Source organism: Streptomyces sp. NPDC046887 (genome assembly GCF_040644755.1).
Classification (GTDB): domain Bacteria; phylum Actinomycetota; class Actinomycetes; order Streptomycetales; family Streptomycetaceae; genus Streptomyces; species Streptomyces lichenis.
The window spans coordinates 42,228-62,016 of sequence record NZ_JBEYXH010000027.1; the positions used below are offsets into that span (position 1 = coordinate 42,228).

Genomic DNA, 19,789 nt, shown 5'->3' on the forward strand with positions numbered 1-19,789 from the left:
AGTGGGCACCCCGCATGGCATCCGACCCGGCACCCCGTACAGCCCCCGGCCAGGCCGAATCCCCTTCCGCGGACGACCGGCCGCTGCTGCTGGTGATCTTCGGGGCCACCGGCGACCTGGCGCGCCGCAAGCTCTACCCGGGGCTGCACCGGCTGCTGGCCACCGGCTCGCTCCCCGGCGGCCTGGCCGTCGTCGGCACCGGGCGCCATGAGCCGGACGGCCCGTACGGCGAGCTGGTCGCCGACGCCGTGCGCGAGTTCGGCGCCGGGGCCCCCGACGACCCGGACGACCCGGACGGGCAGGCGCTGGCCGCCCTGCGGGAGGCGGCGCGCTTTCGCACCTCCTCCGCCGAGGACGGCACCGGGCTCGCCGAGGCGGTCGAAGAGGCCCGCGTCGCGCTCGGCGGCGACTGCCGCACCCTGCTGTACCTCTCCGTACCGCCCGGCACCATGGAGGGCCTGCTGCGGATGATCGGGGACACCGGGCTCGCCGAGGACGCCTCGCTGATCCTGGAGAAGCCGTTCGGCGAGGACGCCGACAGCGCCCGGTCGCTCAACGCGGTCCTGCACCAGGTGGTCCCCGAGGAGCGGGTCTTCCGCATCGACCACTTCCTCGGCAAGGAGGCCGTACAGAACGTCCTCGTGCTGCGCTTCGCCAACGAGTGGCTCGCCGCCCTCTGGAACCGCGAGCACATCGCCTCGGTCCAGATCGACGTACCGGAGGAGATCGGCATCGAGGGCCGGGCCTCTTTCATGGAGTCCACCGGCACCTTCCGCGACATGGTCTCCACCCACCTCAGCCAGATCCTCGGCTTCGTCGCCCTGGAACCGCCCGCCACCCTGGACGCCGCCTCGCTGCGCGCCGCCAAGCTGGAGCTGTACCGCTCCCTGCGCCCCTTCGACCCCGCCGACACCGTCTTCGGCCAGTACGAGGGCTACCGGGACGAGGAGGGCGTGGCCGACGACTCCCGCTCCGAGACCTTCGTCGCGCTGCGCGCCTTCGTCGACAACGACCGCTGGCGGGATGTGCCCTTCCTGCTGCGCACCGGCAAGGCGATGGGCTCCGGCGCCCGCACCGTCACCCTCACCCTGCGGGACTGCCAGAAGGGGCCCTTCGCCGGTCTCGGCGACCGGGACGGCGAGGGCCCGCCCGCGCTGGTGCTTGAGCTGTCCGACGAGCCCTCGGTACGCCTGGGGGTACGGGCCAAGGTGCCCGGCCGGGGCCTTCAGGTCGGCCGCGCGGCACTCGACCTCCGCTTCGACGAGGCCTTCGGCGGCGCCCGGCCGCTGGAGGCGTACGAGCGGCTGCTGCTGGACGCGCTGCACGGGGACGCCACCCTCTTCACCGGCGCCGAGGAGGTCGAACGGCTCTGGGACGTCTGCGCCCCGGTGCTTCAGGACCCGCCCGAGCCGGAGCCGTACGCCCGCGGCTCCTACGGGCCGAAGGCCGCGCTGGACCTGGCCGGCCCGGACGGATGGCGGGTGCGCGAGGCATGACGCCCACCGAGCGGGACGCTGCCACCCCGGACATCGCCCCCGGCTCCGACACCGGATCGGACACCGGATCGGACACGAGGACCGGCTCCGACTGCGCGGACGGGACCGGGCCCGGGGCCGGGCACGCCGCGGCGGCGCCCGGGGCCGAGGAGCCGGCCGCCTATCTGCCGATCGCCGAGCACGGGCTGATCGGGGATCTGCGCACCGCCGCCCTGGTGGGCACGGACGGCCGGATCGACTGGTTCTGCGCCCCGCGCTTCGACTCGCCGAGCGTCTTCGGCGCCCTGCTGGACGCGGCCCAGGGCGGCTGCTGGCGGATGGACCCGGTCTGTGCGACCGCCTCCCGCCAGCAGTTCTACTTCCCCGACACCAACATCCTGGTCACCCGCATGCTCACCGAGGAGGGCATGGTCGAGGTGCAGGACTTCATGCCCGTACGGCGAAGCCATGACCCGGACCACCGCCAGCGGCTGGTCCGCCGGGTCAGCGCGGTCCGCGGCCGGATGCGGATCCGGACCGTGATCGCCCCGCGGATGAACTACGGCCGCGACCGGCACGAGCTGGATGTGCGCCCGGACGCCGCCGTGTTCACCACCAAGGCGCTGATGGTCACCGTGCACTCCGACGTCCCGCTCACCGCGGGCGGCGAGGACGGCCGGGACGCCGAGGCGGAGTTCGAGCTCCAGGAGGGCGACAGCGTCCTGTTCGTGCTGGAGACCAGCGACCCGGACACCGGCTGCCCCGGCGAGGAGGTCTCCCGGGAAGCCGCCGAGCAGCTGTTCCGCTCCACCGTCTCCTTCTGGCGGGGCTGGCTCAGCCGCTCCTCCTACACCGGCCGCTGGCGGGAGACGGTGCACCGCTCGGCGCTCACCCTGAAGCTGCTCACCCATGAACCGTCCGGCGCGGTGGTGGCCGCGCCCACCTGCGCCCTGCCCGAGGAGCTGGGCGGCAGCCGCAACTGGGACTACCGGTATGTGTGGATCCGGGACGCCGCCTTCTCGCTGTACGCGCTGCTGCGGCTGGGCTTCACCGAGGAGGCCGGCGCGTTCGTCGGCTGGCTGGCCCGCTGCCTGCGCGAGCAGCGCGGGGACGGGGAGCTGGGCCCGCTGCGGGTGATGTACTCCATCGACGGCCACGCCGATCTCCCGGAGGAGGTGCTGGACCATCTGGAGGGCTACCGCGGCTCGGCCCCGGTACGGATCGGCAACCGCGCCGCCGACCAGCTCCAGCTGGACGTCTACGGCGAACTGGTCGACTCCATCTACCTGTTCAACAAGTACGGGGACGGCATCTCCTGGGACACCTGGTCGGACCTGGTGGATGTGGTCGACTGGCTGCTGGACCACTGGGACAGCGCCGACGAGTCGATCTGGGAGACCCGGGCCGGTCGGCAGCGGCACACCTACTCGCGGGTGATGTGCTGGGTCGCGGTGGAGCGCATGGTGCGGATGGCCCGGCAGCGCGGGCTGCCCGCTGACCTGGCCCGCTGGATGTCGGTCCGGGACGCCATCTACCGCCAGGTGATGGCGGAGGGCTGGCACCCGGGGCTGGGCAGCTTCGTGCAGCGGCTCGGCAAGGACGGCGAGCCGCCGGCCGAGATCCTGGACGCCTCGCTGCTGGTGATGCCGATGGTCAAGTTCCTCTCCCCGCAGGACGAGCGGTTCCGCTCGACGCTGCGGGCCATCGGCTCCGGCCTGGTCGCCGACTCCCTGGTGTTCCGCTACGACGCCACGGTCTCCGGGGACGGACTGGACGGCACCGAGGGCACCTTCTCCATCTGCTCGTTCTGGTGGGTGGAGGCGCTGACCCGGACCGGGCAGATCGAGGACGCCCGGCTGGCGCTGGAGAAGATGTTCACCTTCGCCAACCATGTCGGCCAGTACGCCGAGCAGATCGGGATGACCGGTGACCAACTGGGCAACTTCCCGCAGGCGTTCACCCATCTCGCGCTGATCAGCGCCGCCGTCAACCTGGACCGGGCGATGGGCTGACCGCCCCCTCGGCCCCGCGCCGGAAGGTCAGGCGGCCCGCCAGTAACCGAGGGCGTGCAGGCGGTCCTTGGGCACCCCGAGCTCCTTGCGGGCGAAACCGGCGAGCGTCCGGGTGGTGGCGGTGTCGCAGGCGATCCACAGATAGGCGTTCTCGTCCCAGCGCGGGGGCAGTGCCTCGCGGACCGTCTCCACCAGATGGGCGCCGCCCTCCCGGCGCTCCACCCGGATCACCTCGCGGGCCGCGGAGCCCCCCTGCGGGGTGTGGTCGGTGTCGGCGGTGTGCGCGGTCTCGTACCAGACCGTGGCCGGGGTCGCCGGCAGGGCGGCGAGCAGCGAGTCGATGGCGGGCCGGGAGGCGGGGTCGCCGACCACCAGCAGCCGGGACGGCAGCGGCGCCGGCACGGTGAACGCCGAGCCCTGGACGGTGGCCTCGATGGTGTCGCCGGCCCGGGCGGCCCTGGCCCAGTCGCTGGCCACCCCCTCGTGCAGGATGAAGTCCATGGTGAAGGTCCCCGCCGAGGCGTCCGGCTCCACCAGGGTGTACGCGCGCTGGTGGGGCTTGGAACCGCCCGGGAACCACAGCCGCACCCACATGGTCGGGTGGACACCGGTGGCCGTGAGCATCCCGCCGTCGGTGAAGGAGAGGCGGTGCAGCCGCTCCGAGACCTGCTCCACCGAGCGCACGGTGAAGGTGAAGTCCTTGCCGCGCATCAGCTTCAGTACGGTGCCCTGCCAGCCGTGTCCCATCGCGCCACTCCCTGTCCTTGAGTTAGGTGAGCCTAACCCAACTTCTCCGGTCCGTACGGCGGGCTCCGTGGCGGCCCGACCGGCGCGGTACGGGCTGACGCGCGGACCGGCCTCCGGGCCCGCTACCGTGGACCCGGTCCATCCGCGCCCGGCCGGGCGGGCGATGGCGGAGCCGAAACAAGCCCTGGAGCGTCCTGTGCCGAGTCCCGTGGAGCCGATCACCGTCCTGCTGGTGGAGGACGACCCCGGCGACGAGCTGATGACCCGGGAGGCGTTCGAGGACAACAAGATCCAGAACGACCTGCATGTGGTGCGGGACGGCGAGGAGGCGCTGGACTTCCTCTTCCGCCGGGGCGCGCACACCGAGGCTCCCCGCCCCGACCTGATCCTGCTCGACCTCAACCTGCCCAAGTACGACGGCAGGCAGGTGCTGGAGCAGATCAAGTCGGACGAGGAGCTGGCACTCATCCCGGTCGTCGTCCTCACCACCTCCTCGGCGGAGGAGGACATCCTGCGCAGCTACGAGCTGCACGCCAACGCCTATGTGACCAAGCCGGTGGACCTCAACCAGTTCATCGCGGCGGTCCGCCGGATCGACGACTTCTTCGTCAGCGTGGTGCGCCTGCCCCGCCGCCGCTACTGACGGCCGTCACCCCACCAGGGGACGTCAGGGCGCCCAGGGGTTCTCGATCGCCCAGGTGGTGTCCTCGGCGAACAGCGCCGGGTTGTCGTGGGGCCGCGGCCCGCCCGGGGTGGCGAGCCACAGCTGCGCGTCGTAGTGGCGCAAGAGCTGATCGGGGAAGTTGTACGAGGCCAGCCGCACCCCGCCGGGTACCGCCACCGCGCACCAGGTGGCGTCCGCGCGGAACAGGGCGTCGCCGCCGCCCTCCCGGCGGACGCGGAACTCGCGGTGGCGCAGATACTCACCCGGGTAGTTGCGGGACTCGAAGGAGTAGCAGCGGTTGTCGGCGAGGCCCGGGACGATCCGCCAGGTGGCGTCGTTCTTCAGCAGGGCGCCGCTGGCGCCGTTCACCACCTCGGTGAAGGCCAGCCCGTCCTGGTGGCGGGCGTAGCGGTCGGTGTGGCCGGGGGTGGTCACCCGCAGCGACCTGTTGCCGGTGGGCAGGGCGGCCACCGAGGGGGCGGTGCGGGAGGCGTCGATCAGCGCCCGGTTGGCGTTCCGTACCCGGGCCTCGTCCACCTTGACCACCTGGCGGTCGTAGGTCAGCAGCCCGTTGACCTCGTTCTCCACATCGGTGATCTCGGTGTAGACGGAGGCGGACAGGCCCAGCGGCATCCGGGTCTGCCGGATGCCGTCGATCAGCCCGATGAAGCGGTTGTTCAGCGCGGCCGGGCTCGCCTGGTTCTCGTAGCTGAACCCGCCGCCCGGATACCACTCATGGCCGGGCACCCGGATGCCGAGCCCGCCGAACTCGCCGAGGACTGCGGCCCGGGTGGCGGTCGGGTCGGTGACTCCGGGGCCGACATAGACATGGTGGTCGACGACGTCCCCGTTGCCGCCGTCCACCGAGCCGCAGCAGTTGACCCCGCTCATGTTGTTCACCAGCCGCGACGGGTCGTAGGCCTTGACCTCGCCGGCGATCCGGGCCTGGTCGTACTGGCCCCAGCCCTCGTTCTGGTTGACCCACATCACCAGCGAGGGGGAGGAGCGGTGCTGGTCGATGATCCGGTCGTACTCGGCCTCCCACTGGACCCGGGCCGGTCCGTCGGGGGTGCGCAGATCCATCGAGGGCATGTCCTGCCACACCAGCAGCCCGAGCCGGTCGGCATGGTAAAACCAGCGCTGCGGCTCCACCTTGATGTGCTTGCGGACCATGGTGAAGCCCAGGTCCTTGTGCTTCTGGAGGTCGAAGCGGAGGGCGGCGTCGCTGGGCGCGGTGTACAGCCCGTCCGGCCAGTAGCCCTGGTCCAGGGTGCCGCTCTGGAAGACGAACCGGCCGTTGAGCAGGATCCGCTGGACGCCGTTGACCCTGCCGAGGGATATCGAGCGCATCCCGGCGTAGGAGCCGACGGTGTCCACGCTCTGCCCGCCGGAGAGCAGCTCGACCCGCACGTCGTAGAGGAAGGGGTCCTCGGGGGTCCACAGCCGGGGGTTCGGCACGGGCACCGCGAACTCCGCGCCCACCGGGCCGGTGGCCTGCCCGACCAGGGCACCGCCGGAGGAGATGGTCACCCGCGCCTGATGGCCGGAGCCGGTGCCGTTGCCGCGGACGGTGGTCTTCAGGGTGCTGTTCGCCAGGTTCGGCACCAGGTCGAGCCGGCCGATGTGCGCGGGCGCGGTGGGCTCCAGCCAGACGGTCTGCCAGATCCCGGAGGAGGCGGTGTAGAAGATCCCGCCGCCCGGTTGCGGGTCCACACCGCGGATGCGCTGCTTGCCGACCGCCTGGCCGCCGGTCTCGGTCGGGTCCCACACCGACACCACCAGGGTGTTGGAGCCGCCGGTGAGCAGTGGGGTGATGTCGTACGAGAAGGCGTCGAAACCGCCGTCGTGCACGGCCCCGGCCTGCCGGCCGTTGACCCACACCGTGGTCCGCCAGTCGCTGGCCCCGAAGTGCAGCTGGACCCGGCGCCCGTTCCAGTTCGACGGCACGGTGACGGCGCGCTTGTACCAGAGCTTGTCGTTCTGGGTGATCCGCCGCTTGATGCCGGAGAGCGCCGATTCGACGGGGAAGGGCACCCGGATCTGCTCGGGGAAGGTGCCCGGCTGTCCGGCGTCCCGGCCGGTGACCGCGAAGTCCCAGATGCCGTTGAGGTTCAGCCAGTCGGAGCGGGTGAGCTGCGGGCGCGGGTACTCGGGCAGCGGGTCGGCGACCGGGACCTGGTCGGTCCAGGGGGTGGTCATCGGGGACGGCTTGGGCGACCAGGCGGCCGCTCGGGCCTGGGCGGGGCCGCCGGTGGCGACCAGTCCGGCGAGCAGCAGCGTGCAGCCGGTGAGGGCGGCCACCAGGGCCTGCCATCGGCCGCGGTGCCCGGGGGTTGGCGAGGTGCGCATCGATCCTCCTTCGGTGACGGGGACGTGCGGGGTCGCGGGGACGGTTGAAGCCGTCCCCGTGGGTCTCGCCGACCGGCGGCGGCCGGTGGGCTCCGAAGAGAAAGAGCGGCTAGAGCACCCGGCGCCGGCGGCCCAGCCAGGTCTGCGCCACCACCACGACCGCCAGGAACGCCCCGCTGACGACCTGCTGGTACGCCGAGTCCAGCGAACCGATCTGGTTGATCACGTTCTGGATCACCTTCAGCAGCAGCACCCCCACCAGGGAGCCGCTGACGAAGCCCAGCCCGCCGGTGAGCAGGGTGCCGCCGATGACCACCGCCGCGATGGCCTCCAGCTCCATGCCGGCGCCCAGGATCGTCACCCCGGAGGCGAGCCAGGCCGCGTTGAGCGCCCCCGCCAGCCCCGCGAGCAGCCCGGACACCGCGTAGACCGTGATCTTGGTACGGGCCACCGGGGCGCCCATCAGCGCCGCCGCGTCCTCGTTGCCGCCGATCGCGTACACCCGCTGCCCGAACCGGGTGCGGCGCAGCACCACCGCCCCGGCCGCGAACAGCGCCACCGTGATCCACACCGGGTGGGCCACGCCCAGGGTGCTGCCCTGGCCCAGCTCCGCCAGGAACGAGCCCTCGGCGACCAGATAGGTCTCGGCACCCTCGTCGGTGAGGGTCAGCAGCAGTCCGCGGGCCGCCAGCATCGCGGCCAGGGTGACGATGAACGGCGCCAGCCGGGCCCGGGCGATCAGCAGGCCGTTCACCAGCCCGATCGTGCCGCAGACGGCCAGCGGCAGCAGCAGCGCCACCACCGTTCCGTACCGGGAGCCCCAGGCGGCCAGCACCCCGCCCAGCGCGAACAGCGAGCCCACCGACAGATCGATGCCCCCGGTGATGATGACGAAGGTCATCCCCAGCGCCACGATCGCCAGGAACGCCGAGGAGACCGCCATATTGGAGAAGTTGTCGCCGGTGGCGAAGGAGTCGAAGCCGAGGGACGCCACCGCGGTGAGCACCACCAGCACGGCCAGCGCCCCGTGCTGCTGGGCCAGCGCGCTCAGCCGTTCGCCCCGCCCGGTGCCGGGCGCCCGCGCCTCCGCGGCCGCCCCGCCCGGGGCGTCCCCGAGCAGCTCCTCGGGCGCCGGAGGCGGCGCCCCCTTCGATGTGCTGTGGATGGTCGTCATCGCCTTCCCCGTCCGCGTGCCGCGTAGACCGCGAGCACGATCACCACCGCCTGGGCCATCTGCGTCCACGAGGGCGGCAGATCGTGCTTGATGAGGGTGGCGGTGAGCAGCTGGATCAGCACCGCGCCCGCCACCGTGCCGGCGATCCGCACCTGGCCGCCGCTGAGCGGGGTGCCGCCCACCACCACCGCGGTGATCGCCGACAGCTCCATCAGATTGCCCAGCGAGGTCGGGTCGCTGGCCTGGAGCCGGGCCGTGGCCAGCACCCCCGCCACCGCGGCGAGCAGCGCGGAGCACACGTACACCACCATCAGCACCCGCTTCACCGGCAGCCCGGCCAGCTGGGCGGCCGTCCGGTTGTCGCCGATCGCCAGCAGCTGACGGCCGAAGGTGGTGCGCCGCACCGCGAACGCCACCAGCAGCGCCAGCCCGGCGGCGATCAGGATCAGATACGGCACCCCCAGCAGATCGCCCGAACCCAGCGAGGCCATCGCCGGGTTGCGGATGTCCTCCAACTGCGGCAGCAGCACCTGCGCCAGGCCCCGGCCGCCGACCATCAGCGCCAGCGTGGCCACGATCGGCTGCACCCCGACCAGCGCCACCAGCGCCCCGTTGGCCAGTCCGACGGCGGCCGCGAACAGCGCCACCACCAGCAGCGCGCCGGGCAGGCCGTAGCCCAGATAGAGGGCGGTGACCGAGGCGGAGAGCGCCATCACCGCGCCCACCGACAGATCCACCCCCTCGGTGCCGATGGCCAGCGCCATCCCGAGCGCCACGATCAGCACCGGGGCCACCTGCACCGCCTGGGTGCGGAAGTTCTCCACCGAGAGGAAGTGCGGGGTGAGGGCGATGTTCACCACCAGCAGCAGCCCCACCCCGGCGTAGACCCCGTACCGCTGGAGCCAGTGCCCGATCCGGGCCCGGTCCAGGGCCGCCGGGCGCACCGCGAGCTCGGTCATCGGCCCGCCACCTCTCCGCCGGGGGCGGTGCGGCCCGGGAACGCCGGCTCGGCACCGCCCGCGATGGTGCGCATCAGCAGGTCCTCCGTGACCTCGTCACCGCTCAACTCCCCGGCCACTCCACCGTCCTTGAGCACGACCACCCGGTCGGACCCCTCGATCAGCTCCTCCAGTTCCGAGGAGATCAGCAGCACGCCGAGACCGTCCTCGGCCAGCTCGTCGATCAGCTTCTGCACCTCGGCCTTGGCGCCGACGTCGATCCCCCGGGTCGGCTCGTCCAGCAGCAGCACCCTGGGGTTCATCGCCAGCCAGCGGGCCAGCAGCACCTTCTGCTGGTTGCCGCCGGAGAGTTCGCCGACCTTCTGGTGCGGGTCGGAGGCCTTGATCCGCAGCCGCCGCATGAACGTCTCCACCACGGAGTCGATCCGCGCCTCGGAGACCAGCCCCAGCCGGGACAGCCGGGGCAGCGCGGCCAGCGCGATGTTCTCGCGCACCGACAGACCCGGCACGATCCCCTCCGTCTTGCGGTCCTCCGGCAGCAGGCTGATCCCGGCCCGGATGGCGGCCGGGGTGGAGCCGGTACGCAGCCGAGTGCCGGCCACCGCCACCGTCCCCGAGCCGGGCGCCAGCGCGCCCGCCACCGCCTTCGCGGTCTCGGTGCGGCCCGAGCCCAGCAGCCCGCCGAGGCCGACCACCTCACCCGGCCGGATCGACAGCGACACCCCGCGCAGCCGGTGCGGCACCGTCAACCCCACGGCTTCGAGGACCGGTTGGCCCTCGGCGGCCTGGTGGGAGCCGCTGAACTCGGTGGTGCCCTTGCGCCGCACCTCGCCCAGCTCCCGGCCGAGCATGGCGGCCACCAGCGACAGCCGGTCCAGCCCGGCCAGCGGCCCGTCGTGCACCAGCCGCCCGTCCCGCAGCACCGTCACCGTGTCGCACAACTCGTACAGCTCGTCCAGCCGGTGGCTGACGTAGACCACCGCGATACCCCGCTCGCGCAGCCCCCGGACCACCCCGAACAGGGTCTCCACCTCCCGTGGTTCGAGGGAGGAGGTGGGTTCGTCCATGACGACCACCCGGGCGTCCACCGACACCGCGCGGGCCAGCGCCACCATCTGCTGGGCGCCCACCCCCAGGCTGCGCAGCGGACGGCGGACATCCGCCCGCACCCCGTAGCCGCGCAGCGTCTCGGCCGCCTCCCGGTGCATCCGGCCGAAGTCGATCAGACCGAGGCGGCCCCGCGGTTCGCGGCCCAGGAAGAGGTTGCGGGCCACGCTCATCAGCGGGATGAGGTTGACCTCCTGGTAGATCGTGGAGATCCCGGCATGCTGCGCCTCCAGCGGGGTGCCGAAGCGCACCGGCTCGCCGTGCAGCTCGATGCTCCCCGCGTCCGGCCGGTACACCCCGGTGAGCACCTTGATCAGGGTCGACTTGCCGGCGCCGTTCTCGCCGATCAGCGCCCGCACCTCGCCCGCGCGCAGCGAGAGCGAGACCCCGTCCAGGGCGCGCACCCCGGGGAAGGTCTTGGTCAGTCCGCGCAGGGCGAGGACCTCGGCGGGCGGGGTGTCCTCGACGGAAGGGTCGGGGGAGGGTTCACGGGCGGGGGGAGCAGCCACCGGATGCCTCCAGGGGGCGGGGGGTGGTGGACGGTGAGGGCGGGGAAGCGGATACGGGGACGGGCGAGCGGGGACGCGTACGGGTCGGCCGCGCCCCTACCCCGTACCGGGACGTCAGTAGGCCCGGCCGAGGTCCTGCTCGGCGTTGTCCGCGTCATAGGCCCCGTCCTCGATGACGATCTCCTGGGGCACCTCCTGGCCCTGGGTGAAGGTGTCCAGGGTCTGGAAGGCGAGCGGGCCGAAGCGCGGGTTGGACTCGATCACGCCCTGGATCCAGCCGTCCACCACGCCCTGGACCGCGTTGCGGGTGCCGTCGATGGTGATGATCTTGACGTCGCCGGGCTTCTTGCCGGCGCCCTTGAGCGCGCCCACCGCGCCGAGGCCCATCTCGTCGTTCTCGGCGTAGATGCCGTTGATGCCCGGCTGCGACTGGATCAGCTGCTCGGTGACCTGCTGGCCCTTCTCCCGGGCGAAGTCACCGGTCTGCTCGAAGACGATCTCCAGCTCGGGGGCCTTCTCGGCGATCCGGTCCTTGAAGCCCTTGGTCCGCTCGGTGGTGACGTTGTTCCCGGCCGCGCCGAGCAGGATGGCCACCTTGCCCTTGCCGCCGGTCGCCTCGATCATCTGGTCCGCCGCGCGCTTGCCCTGCTCCACGAAGTCCGAGGCGATGAAGCTGACATAGTCCTTGCAGGGGTCGGCGTTGATCTGCCGGTCGATGGTGACGATCGGCACCTTCCGCGCCGCCGCCGCGCGCAGCACCGGCTCCCAGCCGTCGGAGTTGAGCGGCGCGATGACCAGCACGTCGGCGCCCTTGGCCAGCAGGTCCTGGACATCGCTGATCTGCTTGGAGAACTGCGACTGGGCGTTGGCCGTCAGCAGCTTGACGCCCCGCTTCGCCGCCTCGTCCTTGATCGACCGGGTCTCGGCGATACGGAACGGGTTGGCCTCCTTCTCGGACTGCGAGAAGCCGACCGTCGCACCCTTCAGCTCCAGCTTGTCCCCGCCGTACGCCGCGAGGGTGCAGCCCTTGCCGCCGGGCTTGGGGGCGGCCACCTTCTGGCCCGCGTCGGCGGTGGTGGCCGGCGGCTTGGCCGAACCGTCCGCGTCGTCCTCGGACTTGGCGCAGCCGGCGGCGGTCAGCGCCACCGCCAGCGCGAGTGAGGCGGCGGCCGCCGGTCGGGCGAGCGGGTGGCGGCGGTGGGAGGTGAAGTTCATGGCTGACCCCGATCCGGTGGCGCGATGGCAGGCATGGGACAGGTGAGGCGGCGGGGGAGAGCGCCGGGCCCGGCCCTGCTCGGGGCCGGGCCGGAAGGCCGCTCCGGACATCATCCGCAGGAGGTTTTTACATCGTTGGAAGGCGACTGTAAACCCCTTGTGCGACAGCCGATCGCGCGGCCGTCCCGCCGTCACGGCCCCGTACGCGGCGCCAGATGCGGGAAGTTGAGCTCGGTACGGCTGCGCAGCACCTCGCCCGGGCGCAGCACGGCGGACGGGTAGTCCGGGCGGTTGGGCGCGTCGGGGAACGCCTGCGTCTCCAGGCACACCCCCGCGTAGCGGCCGTGCGGCCCGTCCCCGGTCAACTGGTTGCCGCTGTACACCTGGAGCCCCGGCTCCCCGGTCCACACCTCCATCACCCGCCCGCTGCCCGGGTCCTCCAGCCGCGCCGCCCGCCGCAGCACCTGCCCCCGCCCGGCCGCCCCGCCGCGCAGCGCCCAGCAGTGGTCATAGCCGCCCGCCGCGCTCAACTGGGGGTCGGGCGCGGCGATCCGCTCACCGATGGCGCGCGGCGCGGTGAAGTCGAACGGCGTCCCCGCGACCGGCACCGGCGGTCCGGCCAGCGGCACCCCGCCGTCGTCCACCGGGAGGTAGCCGTCCGCGTCCACGGTGAGCAGATGGTCCAGTACGCGGCTCCCCGGCCGGCCGGAGAGGTTGAAGTAGGCGTGCTGGGTCAGCGCCGCCACGGTGGGCCGGTCGGTGGTCGCCCGGTAGTCGACGGCCAGGGTGCCGTCCCGGTCCAGCCGGTACTCCACCGCCACCGACAGCGTGCCCGGGAAGCCCTGGTCGCCGTCCGGGCTGACCAGGCCCAACCGCACCGCCGCCGCCCCGTCCGGCCGCCGCACCGGCTCCGCCGCCCACACCCGCCGGTCGAAGCCCTCCGGGCCGCCGTGCAGCGCGTTGCCCCGGTCGTTGACCGGTATCCGGTGCGCCGTCCCGTCCAGGGTGAACGCCCCGCCCCGGATGCGGTTGGCGTACCGGCCCACCACCGCGCCCGGATAGCCGCCGTGCTCCGCGTACGCCGGGACGTCCGGCAGCCCGAGGACCACCTCGGCGGGGGCGGCCCCACCCGGGCCCGGCACCCGCAGCGACTGCAGCACCGCCCCGTAGCTGAGCACGGCGGCGCTCACCCCGCTCGGTGAGGTCAGGACGAAGCGCTCCACCGGCGCACCGTCCGGAGTGGTGCCGAAGCCGTCCCGGTGGACGGCGCACTCCGGGACGGAGGCCTCGGCGGGGGAGGAGGACTGCTGGGGTACGGGCGCGGCGGCAGGCGGGACGGCGGATGCGGACACGGGTCTCCTCGGGGCGGCGGTGGCGGCGACGGACCGGACCCCAGGACGTTACAACGATGTAATAGTGCCCCGTAAGACGAATGGCGCAAGGCGGGGGGTGGTGGTCGCACCCATGGGCGACCGGCCCGCGCACCGTAGGGGGCGGGAAGCCCTGCCGGCACGGGTGATCTGTGGGCTTCCGTGCGGGGCACCGGCAGGGGTGGGGCCGTCAGGCGACCAGGCGCAGCCAGGCCGCCGCGAGGGCGGCGTGACCGGCCGGCGTCGGGTGCACGCCGTCCGCCGCCCAGTACTCCGGCCCGGTCGTCGCGGCCAGCTCGGCGAACATGCCGTCGGCGGCGAGCAGTTGCGCGCCGTATGCGCGGGCGAGCCTGCGCACGGCCTGGATCTTCGGATCCAGGTCGGCGCGCCACTCCTTTCGCTCGTCGTCCCCGATGAGCGCGTGACCGCCACCGGCCTCGACGACTCCGCGGATGGGCAGCAGGAACGGTTCGACGAGGATCAGCTGCGTGCCCGCCTCGGCGAGCGGCGCGAGCAGACGGTCGTATCCCGCTTCGAACTCCTCCACCGTGATCACGTACCCCTCCGGGTCCAGCGTGTGCCAGCCCATGTCGTTGACTCCGACGAGGATCGACACCAGGTCCGGGCGCGAGTCGAGTACGTCTGTCTGCCAGCGGGCTTCGAGGTCCATCACCTTGTGACCCCCGACCCCGGTGTTCAGCCAGGTCACCGGCCGGTCCGGGTGCCTGAGCCCCCACTCGCCCGCGACGCGCAGCGGGTAGCCGAACCCGAGACCGTCCTCGCTCTCCCGCCGTTGGCAGTCGGTGATCGAGTCGCCGGTGAACATCACGGTGCTTCCCGGTCGGACAGTGATCGTCATATGCGCTCCTTGGACTCGGCTGGGGGAGAGGACCTCTCACAACGTGCCGGACCCCACCGACATCCGACCGACAGTCCCCGACATGCCGCCGACACGACCGCATCCGGCCGCAGCCGTACGCCGCCGAACCGGGCCCTGGCGCCGCCTCGGGCCGGGACGACCGCGGGCGGGTGCGCCGAGGGATCGGCTCCGGCATGGGCGGAGCCCGGCCCGTCGGGCCCACCGATCGCCCGCGGCGGCGAGTGCGCGGCCGTGGATCATGCCGGCCGAGCGCCTCAGCGACGGTCAGTCCGTCACCGCGCGGCCGTGGGCACCCGGCCGGTCGAGGACCCCCGGCCGGTCAAGGGCGCCCGCCCGGCCGAGGGTGCTCTCCCGCTCGATGAGCGAGAAGCCCGCGGTGAGCCGGCGCGCGGGCTGCTGCTCGCCGCCCGGGTCACCCCCGCCCCGGGGGTCGCCGCCCAGCCGGGACAGCACCGACTCCACCGCCATCCGCGCGATGGCCGCCTTGTCGGGGGAGACCGAGGTCAGCGTCACCGCGCCGTACCGGCCCTCCACCACATCGTCGAAGCCGGCCACCGCCACGTCCTCGGGGACCCGCAGCCCCCGCTCGGAGAGCACCCGCATCGCGCCGATGGCGATCAGGTCGTTGTAGGCGAAGACCGCGTCCGGCCGCCGCCCCGCGTCCAGCAGCCGCGCCATCGCCCGGGCCCCGTCCTCGTGCCCCCAGCCGTCGGTCGCGCCCACCAGCCCCTCGTCGGCGGACAGCCCGGCGGCGGCCAGCTCCTCGCGCCAGCCCCGTACCCGCAGTTCGGCGGGCTGGTTGCGGCGCGGGCGCGAGCCGAGGAACGCCACCTCCCGGCGGCCGAGGTCCAGCAGATGGCGCACCGCCGCGCGGGCCGCGGCCACGTTGTCGATGGCGATGTGGTCGTACGGCAGGTCGTAGTGGCGCTCGCCGAGCAGCACCAGCGGCACCGGCTCGGTGCGGCCCTCCAGGTCCTCGGTCTGGAGCTCCAGCGGGCTGAGGATCAGCCCGTCGATCACCCGGGCCCGGAAGCCCTGGCTGACCAGCACCTCCTGTTCGCGGCGACCGCCGGTGTGGTCCAGCAGCACGATGTAGTCGTGCTCGGCCGCCGCGTCGATCACCGCGGCCGCCAGCTCCGCGAAGTAGGGGTTGCCCAGCTCCGGCAGCGCCAGCGCGATGATCCCGGTGCGGCCCTTGCGCAGATGGCGGGCGGTCATGTTGGGCCGGTAGCCCAGCTCGTCGATGGCCTGCTGCACCCGGGCCCGCATCGCCGGGGTGACGTGCTGGTAGTTGTTCACCACGTTGGAGACGGTCTTGATCGACACGCCCGCGCGGAGCGCGACGTCCTTGAGGCTGACCCGCACGGCGTTCCCTCCGGTCGAAGGCCGGGCGCGGCCGGCCCGGCACCTGCCCGCGGAAAGGGCCGCGAAAGGGCTCGGAGCGGGCTTGCAACGTTATACGTTTCCGGCCGGGACAGCCGCAAGGGAGGGTGCGCCGGGGTCCGTACCACGTCCCCCGGCGTACCGCTTCGGGCCGTTCAGGCCGCTCAGGCCGTTCAGGCCGCTCAGGCCGTTCGGGCCGCTCAGGCCGTGAACTGCTGGGGCAGCAGGCCCTGGCCGTCGAAGGTGAGGAACACGGTGGTGTAGCCCGAGTGCACGTTCGGGTCCGGGTAACTGGTCACCTGCCAGGGCGCGTCCACGACCCCCGGCCCGCAGGGCAGGAAGCCGGAGCCGGTGGGCGTGGCCGTCGGCAGGATCTGCAGTGCGCTGAAGGTGACGGTCACGCTGGTGCCGGTCGGCTCGGTACAGGTGTACACGCCGCCCACGGTCAGGGTGCCGCTGTTGAACGGCGGGTTGGCGGGCTGGGCGTCGGCCCACTGGAGCTGGATGGACTTGACGCCTTGCGCGGTGGCGGGGGCTGCCATGGCGGTGGGGGCCGTGGTGAGCGCCGCCGCGGCGGCCAGGCAGATCAGGGTGGCCGCGGCGGCGCGGCGGCGGGTCGGGGACGCGTACGAGGGCATGGCGGGCTCCAGTGGTCGGCTGGTGCGGACGGCGGGCACCACAGGCTGGTCCGCCCGCCCGGACCCGCGGCAGTCGCACACCCCAGCGCGCGGACGCACCCCCGGGGGCGCACCCGCCCGGACCGGCGGGCCCGGCCCGGATACGAGGCGGACCGGTCGTCACGCGGCCAGCGAGCCGCCGCCCTCCGCGTACCGCTTCCCGGGGCGGCAGCGGCGGGTGTGGTAGGCGTGGGTCAGTCCCAGCAGAAGCGGACCCCACAGCATCCCGGGGAAGATGCAGAGGCGGGCCAGTATCTCCCAGCCGCCGCCGCTGAACCCGGCGGTGTCGCCCACTCCGAACCAGCTCAGCAGCACAGGGGCCCAGAACGCCGTGGCGCCCAGGCCGCCGAGGACGGCGGGGGTGATCACCGCGAAGGGGGCGAGGCGCCTGCCGCCGATGAACGGCAGCCACCGGGGCGCGACTTCGCCCCACCCTCGCACCAAGCCGAAGGACAGCAGCGCCAACGCCTCGGTGATCAGGCTGAGCCCGAAGACGTAGGGGATGGAGATCCACAGCGGCGGCATCTCCCCGGCCACGTCCAGCCCCATCTCGAAGCCGAAGGCGAACGGCAGCCGCCAGAGGCACTGCGGAAGCAGCAGCAGGGGAATCGCATGGGCGGTGCGGGAGGCCCATCGCGGGACCGGCCGTTCGGTGCCGTGCGCGGTCAGGGGCGGGCGGGACGCCTCGGTCGCTGTCATGGCCTCAGCCTCCGCGACCTTCGACGGCGGGTCATCCTCCCCGGGACTCCCCGGAGCGGCACCGCCTCCGCACGGCGGACGACCCCCGGTCAGACCTCGGGACGAGGCGGCGAGGGGAGCAGCGGTACGGATACCACCCGCCGCCCCGATCGCACGGCATCGCCCCGGGCGGCCGCCCCTCGCGTGGCACCGCCCGCCCCCCCCCGCCGTACATACCGTCCCGGTCCGCCCTCACCAGGCGCCGCGCCCGCCCGACCGGTACGGGTCGCGGAGCCGCCGTACCAGGTCGCGCCGGAGTTCGCGGTCCTGGGCGCGCTCCACCGCCATGTCCAGCTGGACCACGTCCACCCCGGCGGCCCGCAGCACCCCGATGCGCTCGGCGACCATCGCGGGGGAGCCGGCGAACGCGGCGGCCGGCGAGAGGCGCACAGAGGCCGCCGCGGCCGCCAGCCCCGCCACCGCGCGGGACACCACCAGCAGCGCCAGGCCGCCGGAGAGGGCGGCCGCCGCGTTGGACACCAGGAACAGCACGGTGCCGGCCAGCAGCGCGCGGCGCCGCCCGAACCGATCGCTGAGCAGCCCCAGGAACGGCGCGGCCACCGCGTACGCCAGGACGTACGCGGTGACACTGGAGGCGGCGGCCGCCTCGCTCACCCCGATGTCATCGGAGATAGTCGGCAGCAGCGGGGAGACCAGGAAGGTCTCGGTGCCGAAGAGGAACAGCAGCGCGAACACGCCCGCATAGCGCAGCCGGTCCCACCCCTGCCGGGCCTCGGCCGGGGGGCCGGTCTGGTCGGCGGGGGCGTCGGAGATGCCGCTCACGCGGATCACCACCTTGTCGAGCGTCGGGGAGCCGGAGACCGCCGCCCGCGCGTGAGGACGCGGACCCGCCGGGCGGAGCGTGGGTGTACGGCTCCGGCAGGGGGATACGGGGCCGCCCGGCCCGCCCAGCGTGGTCGCGAGCCCGGCAGCGCAGCCAGACAGGCGTTGATGCTGTGACCCCCGCTCATAGGGTGGCGGCGGGGCCTCGTGAGTGGGTCAACGGCCGTGCGCCGCAGGTCAGTCGGCCTGCGAGGGAGCGCGGAGGAGGGGCAGCGTGTCCCGTATGGCGAGACCGAGTGGTCCACCATCCGGATGACGGTTGTGGGGGAGGAGGCCTTCCGGCCAGGATGCGGCCATGGCCTCCGCCCTTGTCTCCCGTCGCCACGTGGATCTGCTGCGTGTGTCGACGATGCTGTGTCGGGCCGCCCGAGCGATCTGATCCGCTCCTGACGGGCGGGCCGCCCGCTGTCCGCGCCGCCCGGTCACCCGTCTTCTCTCCCTCCTTCCCTGATCACCGCCGTCCCCGGTCCCGCCCGGGCGCCGCCGCGCGCCCTTCGGCCGGCCCGGGGCCGGGTGCGCCGCCCTGACGAGGTGTCATGTCTGTTTCCGCTCCGCTGCTCCACTGGTTCCTGCCCACCGGCGGAGACGGCCGCGACCCCGGCGGGGTCACCGCCGCCCAGGCCAGGAGCTTCGCGGCCACCCGCCGCCCGGCCGGGCTGGACTACCTCGGCCAGGTGGCCCGTGCCGCCGAACTCGCCGGGTTCCACTCCCTGCTGACCCCGGTGGGCCTCGGCTGCGTCGACCCCTGGGTGCTCACCTCCGCGCTGGCCGCCCGTACCGAGCGGATCGGCTTCCTGGTCGCCTTCCGCGCCGGGCTGGCCGGGGCCACCCTGCTCGCCCAGCAGGCCGACACCTTCCGCCGGCTGCACGGCGGGCGGATCGCCCTCAACGTGGTCACCGGAGGCGACCCGGTGGAGCAGCGCGCCTACGGCGACCGGCTCGACCACGACCAGCGCTACGCCCGCACCGACGAGGTGATGGCCGTACTGCGCGACCTGCTCGACGGCAAGCGGGTCGACCACCACGGCGCCCATCTCGACATCGAGGGTGCCGAACTGCACCGGCCGGCCGTCCAGTCACCGGTACCGCTCTACTTCGGCGGCGCCTCCCCGGCCGCCGAGGAGGTGGCCGCCCGCCGCGCCTATGTCCAGCTCTTCTGGGGTGAGCCCCCGGCCCGGATCGCCGAGCGGACCGCCCGGCTGCGCGCCCGCGCCCCGCGACTGCGCTACGGCCTGCGGCTGCATGTCATCAGCCGGGACACCGCCGAGGAGGCCTGGGCCGAGGCGGACCGGATCCTGGCCGGTCTGGACCCCGAGGCGGTCCGCGCCAGCCAGCGGCGGTTCGCCCGGATGGACTCCACCGGGCAGGCCAGGATGACCGCCCTGCACGGCGGCTCCACCGACGCCGCCGCGCTCACCGTCGCCCCCAACCTCTGGGCCGGGATCGGCCTGGTCCGCGAGGGCGCCGGCACCGCGCTGGTCGGCTCGCACGACGAGGTCGCCCAGCGCCTGGAGGAGTACCGGGCCCTGGGGGTGGAGGAGTTCGTGCTCTCCGGCTATCCGCATCTGGAGGAGGCCTGGCGGGTCGGCGAGGAGGTCGCGCCCCGGCTGCGTGCCCTGGCCGCCCGGAAGGCGGCGGCCGCGTGAGCGCCACCGCCACCCGTACGCCTGTCAAGGAACCTCGTACC

At 73.5% G+C, this 19,789-nt stretch carries 16 protein-coding genes; 4 read left to right on the forward strand and 12 right to left on the reverse strand.

Going from position 1 to position 19,789, the window contains the following annotated elements; genetic code table 11:
- Positions 1 to 14: 14 nt before the first annotated feature.
- Positions 15 to 1,496, forward strand: a complete 1,482-nt coding sequence (locus ABZ945_RS22875; protein WP_361272497.1) for a glucose-6-phosphate dehydrogenase — start codon at positions 15 to 17, stop codon at positions 1,494 to 1,496.
- Positions 1,493 to 3,487: a glycoside hydrolase family 15 protein gene (locus ABZ945_RS22880; RefSeq protein WP_361272499.1), complete on the forward strand. Its 1,995-nt coding sequence runs from the start codon at positions 1,493 to 1,495 to the stop codon at positions 3,485 to 3,487. Before ABZ945_RS22875 ends, ABZ945_RS22880 begins: the two co-directional genes overlap by 4 nt.
- A 27-nt stretch (positions 3,488 to 3,514) precedes the next feature.
- Here ABZ945_RS22880 and ABZ945_RS22885 read toward each other — a convergent pair whose 3' ends face one another.
- Positions 3,515 to 4,234 carry a siderophore-interacting protein gene (locus ABZ945_RS22885; protein ID WP_361272502.1) on the reverse strand — a complete coding sequence of 240 codons (720 nt, stop codon included), beginning with the start codon at positions 4,232 to 4,234 and terminating at the stop codon, positions 3,515 to 3,517.
- Between the two features lie 196 nt (positions 4,235 to 4,430).
- On the opposite strand from ABZ945_RS22885, the gene ABZ945_RS22890 reads away from it, so the two are divergent.
- Entirely contained in the window at positions 4,431 to 4,877 is a 447-nt protein-coding gene (locus ABZ945_RS22890) for a response regulator (protein WP_361272504.1), read from the forward strand.
- Positions 4,878 to 4,901: 24 nt separating this feature from the next.
- Here ABZ945_RS22890 and ABZ945_RS22895 read toward each other — a convergent pair whose 3' ends face one another.
- The 11 genes from ABZ945_RS22895 to ABZ945_RS22945 all read right to left on the reverse strand — a co-directional run bounded on the left by ABZ945_RS22895 (position 4,902) and on the right by ABZ945_RS22945 (position 18,042).
- Complete coding sequence (locus ABZ945_RS22895) at positions 4,902 to 7,247, reverse strand: AbfB domain-containing protein (protein WP_361272507.1); 2,346 nt, start codon at positions 7,245 to 7,247, stop codon at positions 4,902 to 4,904.
- Between the two features lie 109 nt (positions 7,248 to 7,356).
- The gene (locus ABZ945_RS22900) at positions 7,357 to 8,421 is read right to left on the reverse strand and encodes an ABC transporter permease (RefSeq protein ID WP_361272510.1); all 1,065 of its coding nucleotides are present in this window, start codon (positions 8,419 to 8,421) and stop codon (positions 7,357 to 7,359) included.
- Positions 8,418 to 9,380, reverse strand: coding sequence for an ABC transporter permease (locus tag ABZ945_RS22905; RefSeq protein WP_361272512.1), 963 nt, complete (start codon positions 9,378 to 9,380; stop codon positions 8,418 to 8,420). The genes ABZ945_RS22900 and ABZ945_RS22905 overlap by 4 nt, the downstream gene beginning before the upstream one ends.
- A complete protein-coding gene (locus ABZ945_RS22910; protein ID WP_361272515.1) occupies positions 9,377 to 10,996 on the reverse strand; it encodes a sugar ABC transporter ATP-binding protein in 1,620 nt (539 codons plus the stop codon). Before ABZ945_RS22910 ends, ABZ945_RS22905 begins: the two co-directional genes overlap by 4 nt.
- 114 nt (positions 10,997 to 11,110) lie before the next feature.
- A complete protein-coding gene (locus ABZ945_RS22915; RefSeq protein WP_361272517.1) occupies positions 11,111 to 12,211 on the reverse strand; it encodes an ABC transporter substrate-binding protein in 1,101 nt (366 codons plus the stop codon).
- A 191-nt stretch (positions 12,212 to 12,402) separates the two neighbouring features.
- Positions 12,403 to 13,563, reverse strand: coding sequence for an aldose epimerase family protein (locus ABZ945_RS22920; RefSeq protein WP_361272520.1), 1,161 nt, complete (start codon positions 13,561 to 13,563; stop codon positions 12,403 to 12,405).
- 208 nt (positions 13,564 to 13,771) lie between these two features.
- Positions 13,772 to 14,440: an SGNH/GDSL hydrolase family protein gene (locus ABZ945_RS22925; RefSeq protein ID WP_361272523.1), complete on the reverse strand. Its 669-nt coding sequence runs from the start codon at positions 14,438 to 14,440 to the stop codon at positions 13,772 to 13,774.
- Positions 14,441 to 14,725: 285 nt separating this feature from the next.
- Positions 14,726 to 15,826, reverse strand: coding sequence for a LacI family DNA-binding transcriptional regulator (locus ABZ945_RS22930; RefSeq protein WP_361272526.1), 1,101 nt, complete (start codon positions 15,824 to 15,826; stop codon positions 14,726 to 14,728).
- A gap of 218 nt (positions 15,827 to 16,044) precedes the next feature.
- Entirely contained in the window at positions 16,045 to 16,482 is a 438-nt protein-coding gene (locus tag ABZ945_RS22935; protein ID WP_361272528.1) for a hypothetical protein, read from the reverse strand.
- A 159-nt stretch (positions 16,483 to 16,641) separates the two neighbouring features.
- Positions 16,642 to 17,220: a hypothetical protein gene (locus tag ABZ945_RS22940; RefSeq protein WP_361272530.1), complete on the reverse strand. Its 579-nt coding sequence runs from the start codon at positions 17,218 to 17,220 to the stop codon at positions 16,642 to 16,644.
- A gap of 231 nt (positions 17,221 to 17,451) precedes the next feature.
- On the reverse strand, positions 17,452 to 18,042 hold the full coding sequence (locus tag ABZ945_RS22945; RefSeq protein WP_361272533.1) for an MFS transporter: 591 nt from the start codon (positions 18,040 to 18,042) through the stop codon (positions 17,452 to 17,454).
- Positions 18,043 to 18,638: 596 nt separating this feature from the next.
- Between ABZ945_RS22945 and ABZ945_RS22950 the strand changes: the two genes are divergently transcribed.
- Positions 18,639 to 19,748, forward strand: a complete 1,110-nt coding sequence (locus tag ABZ945_RS22950; protein ID WP_361272536.1) for an LLM class flavin-dependent oxidoreductase — start codon at positions 18,639 to 18,641, stop codon at positions 19,746 to 19,748.
- Positions 19,749 to 19,789: the final 41 nt, after the last annotated feature.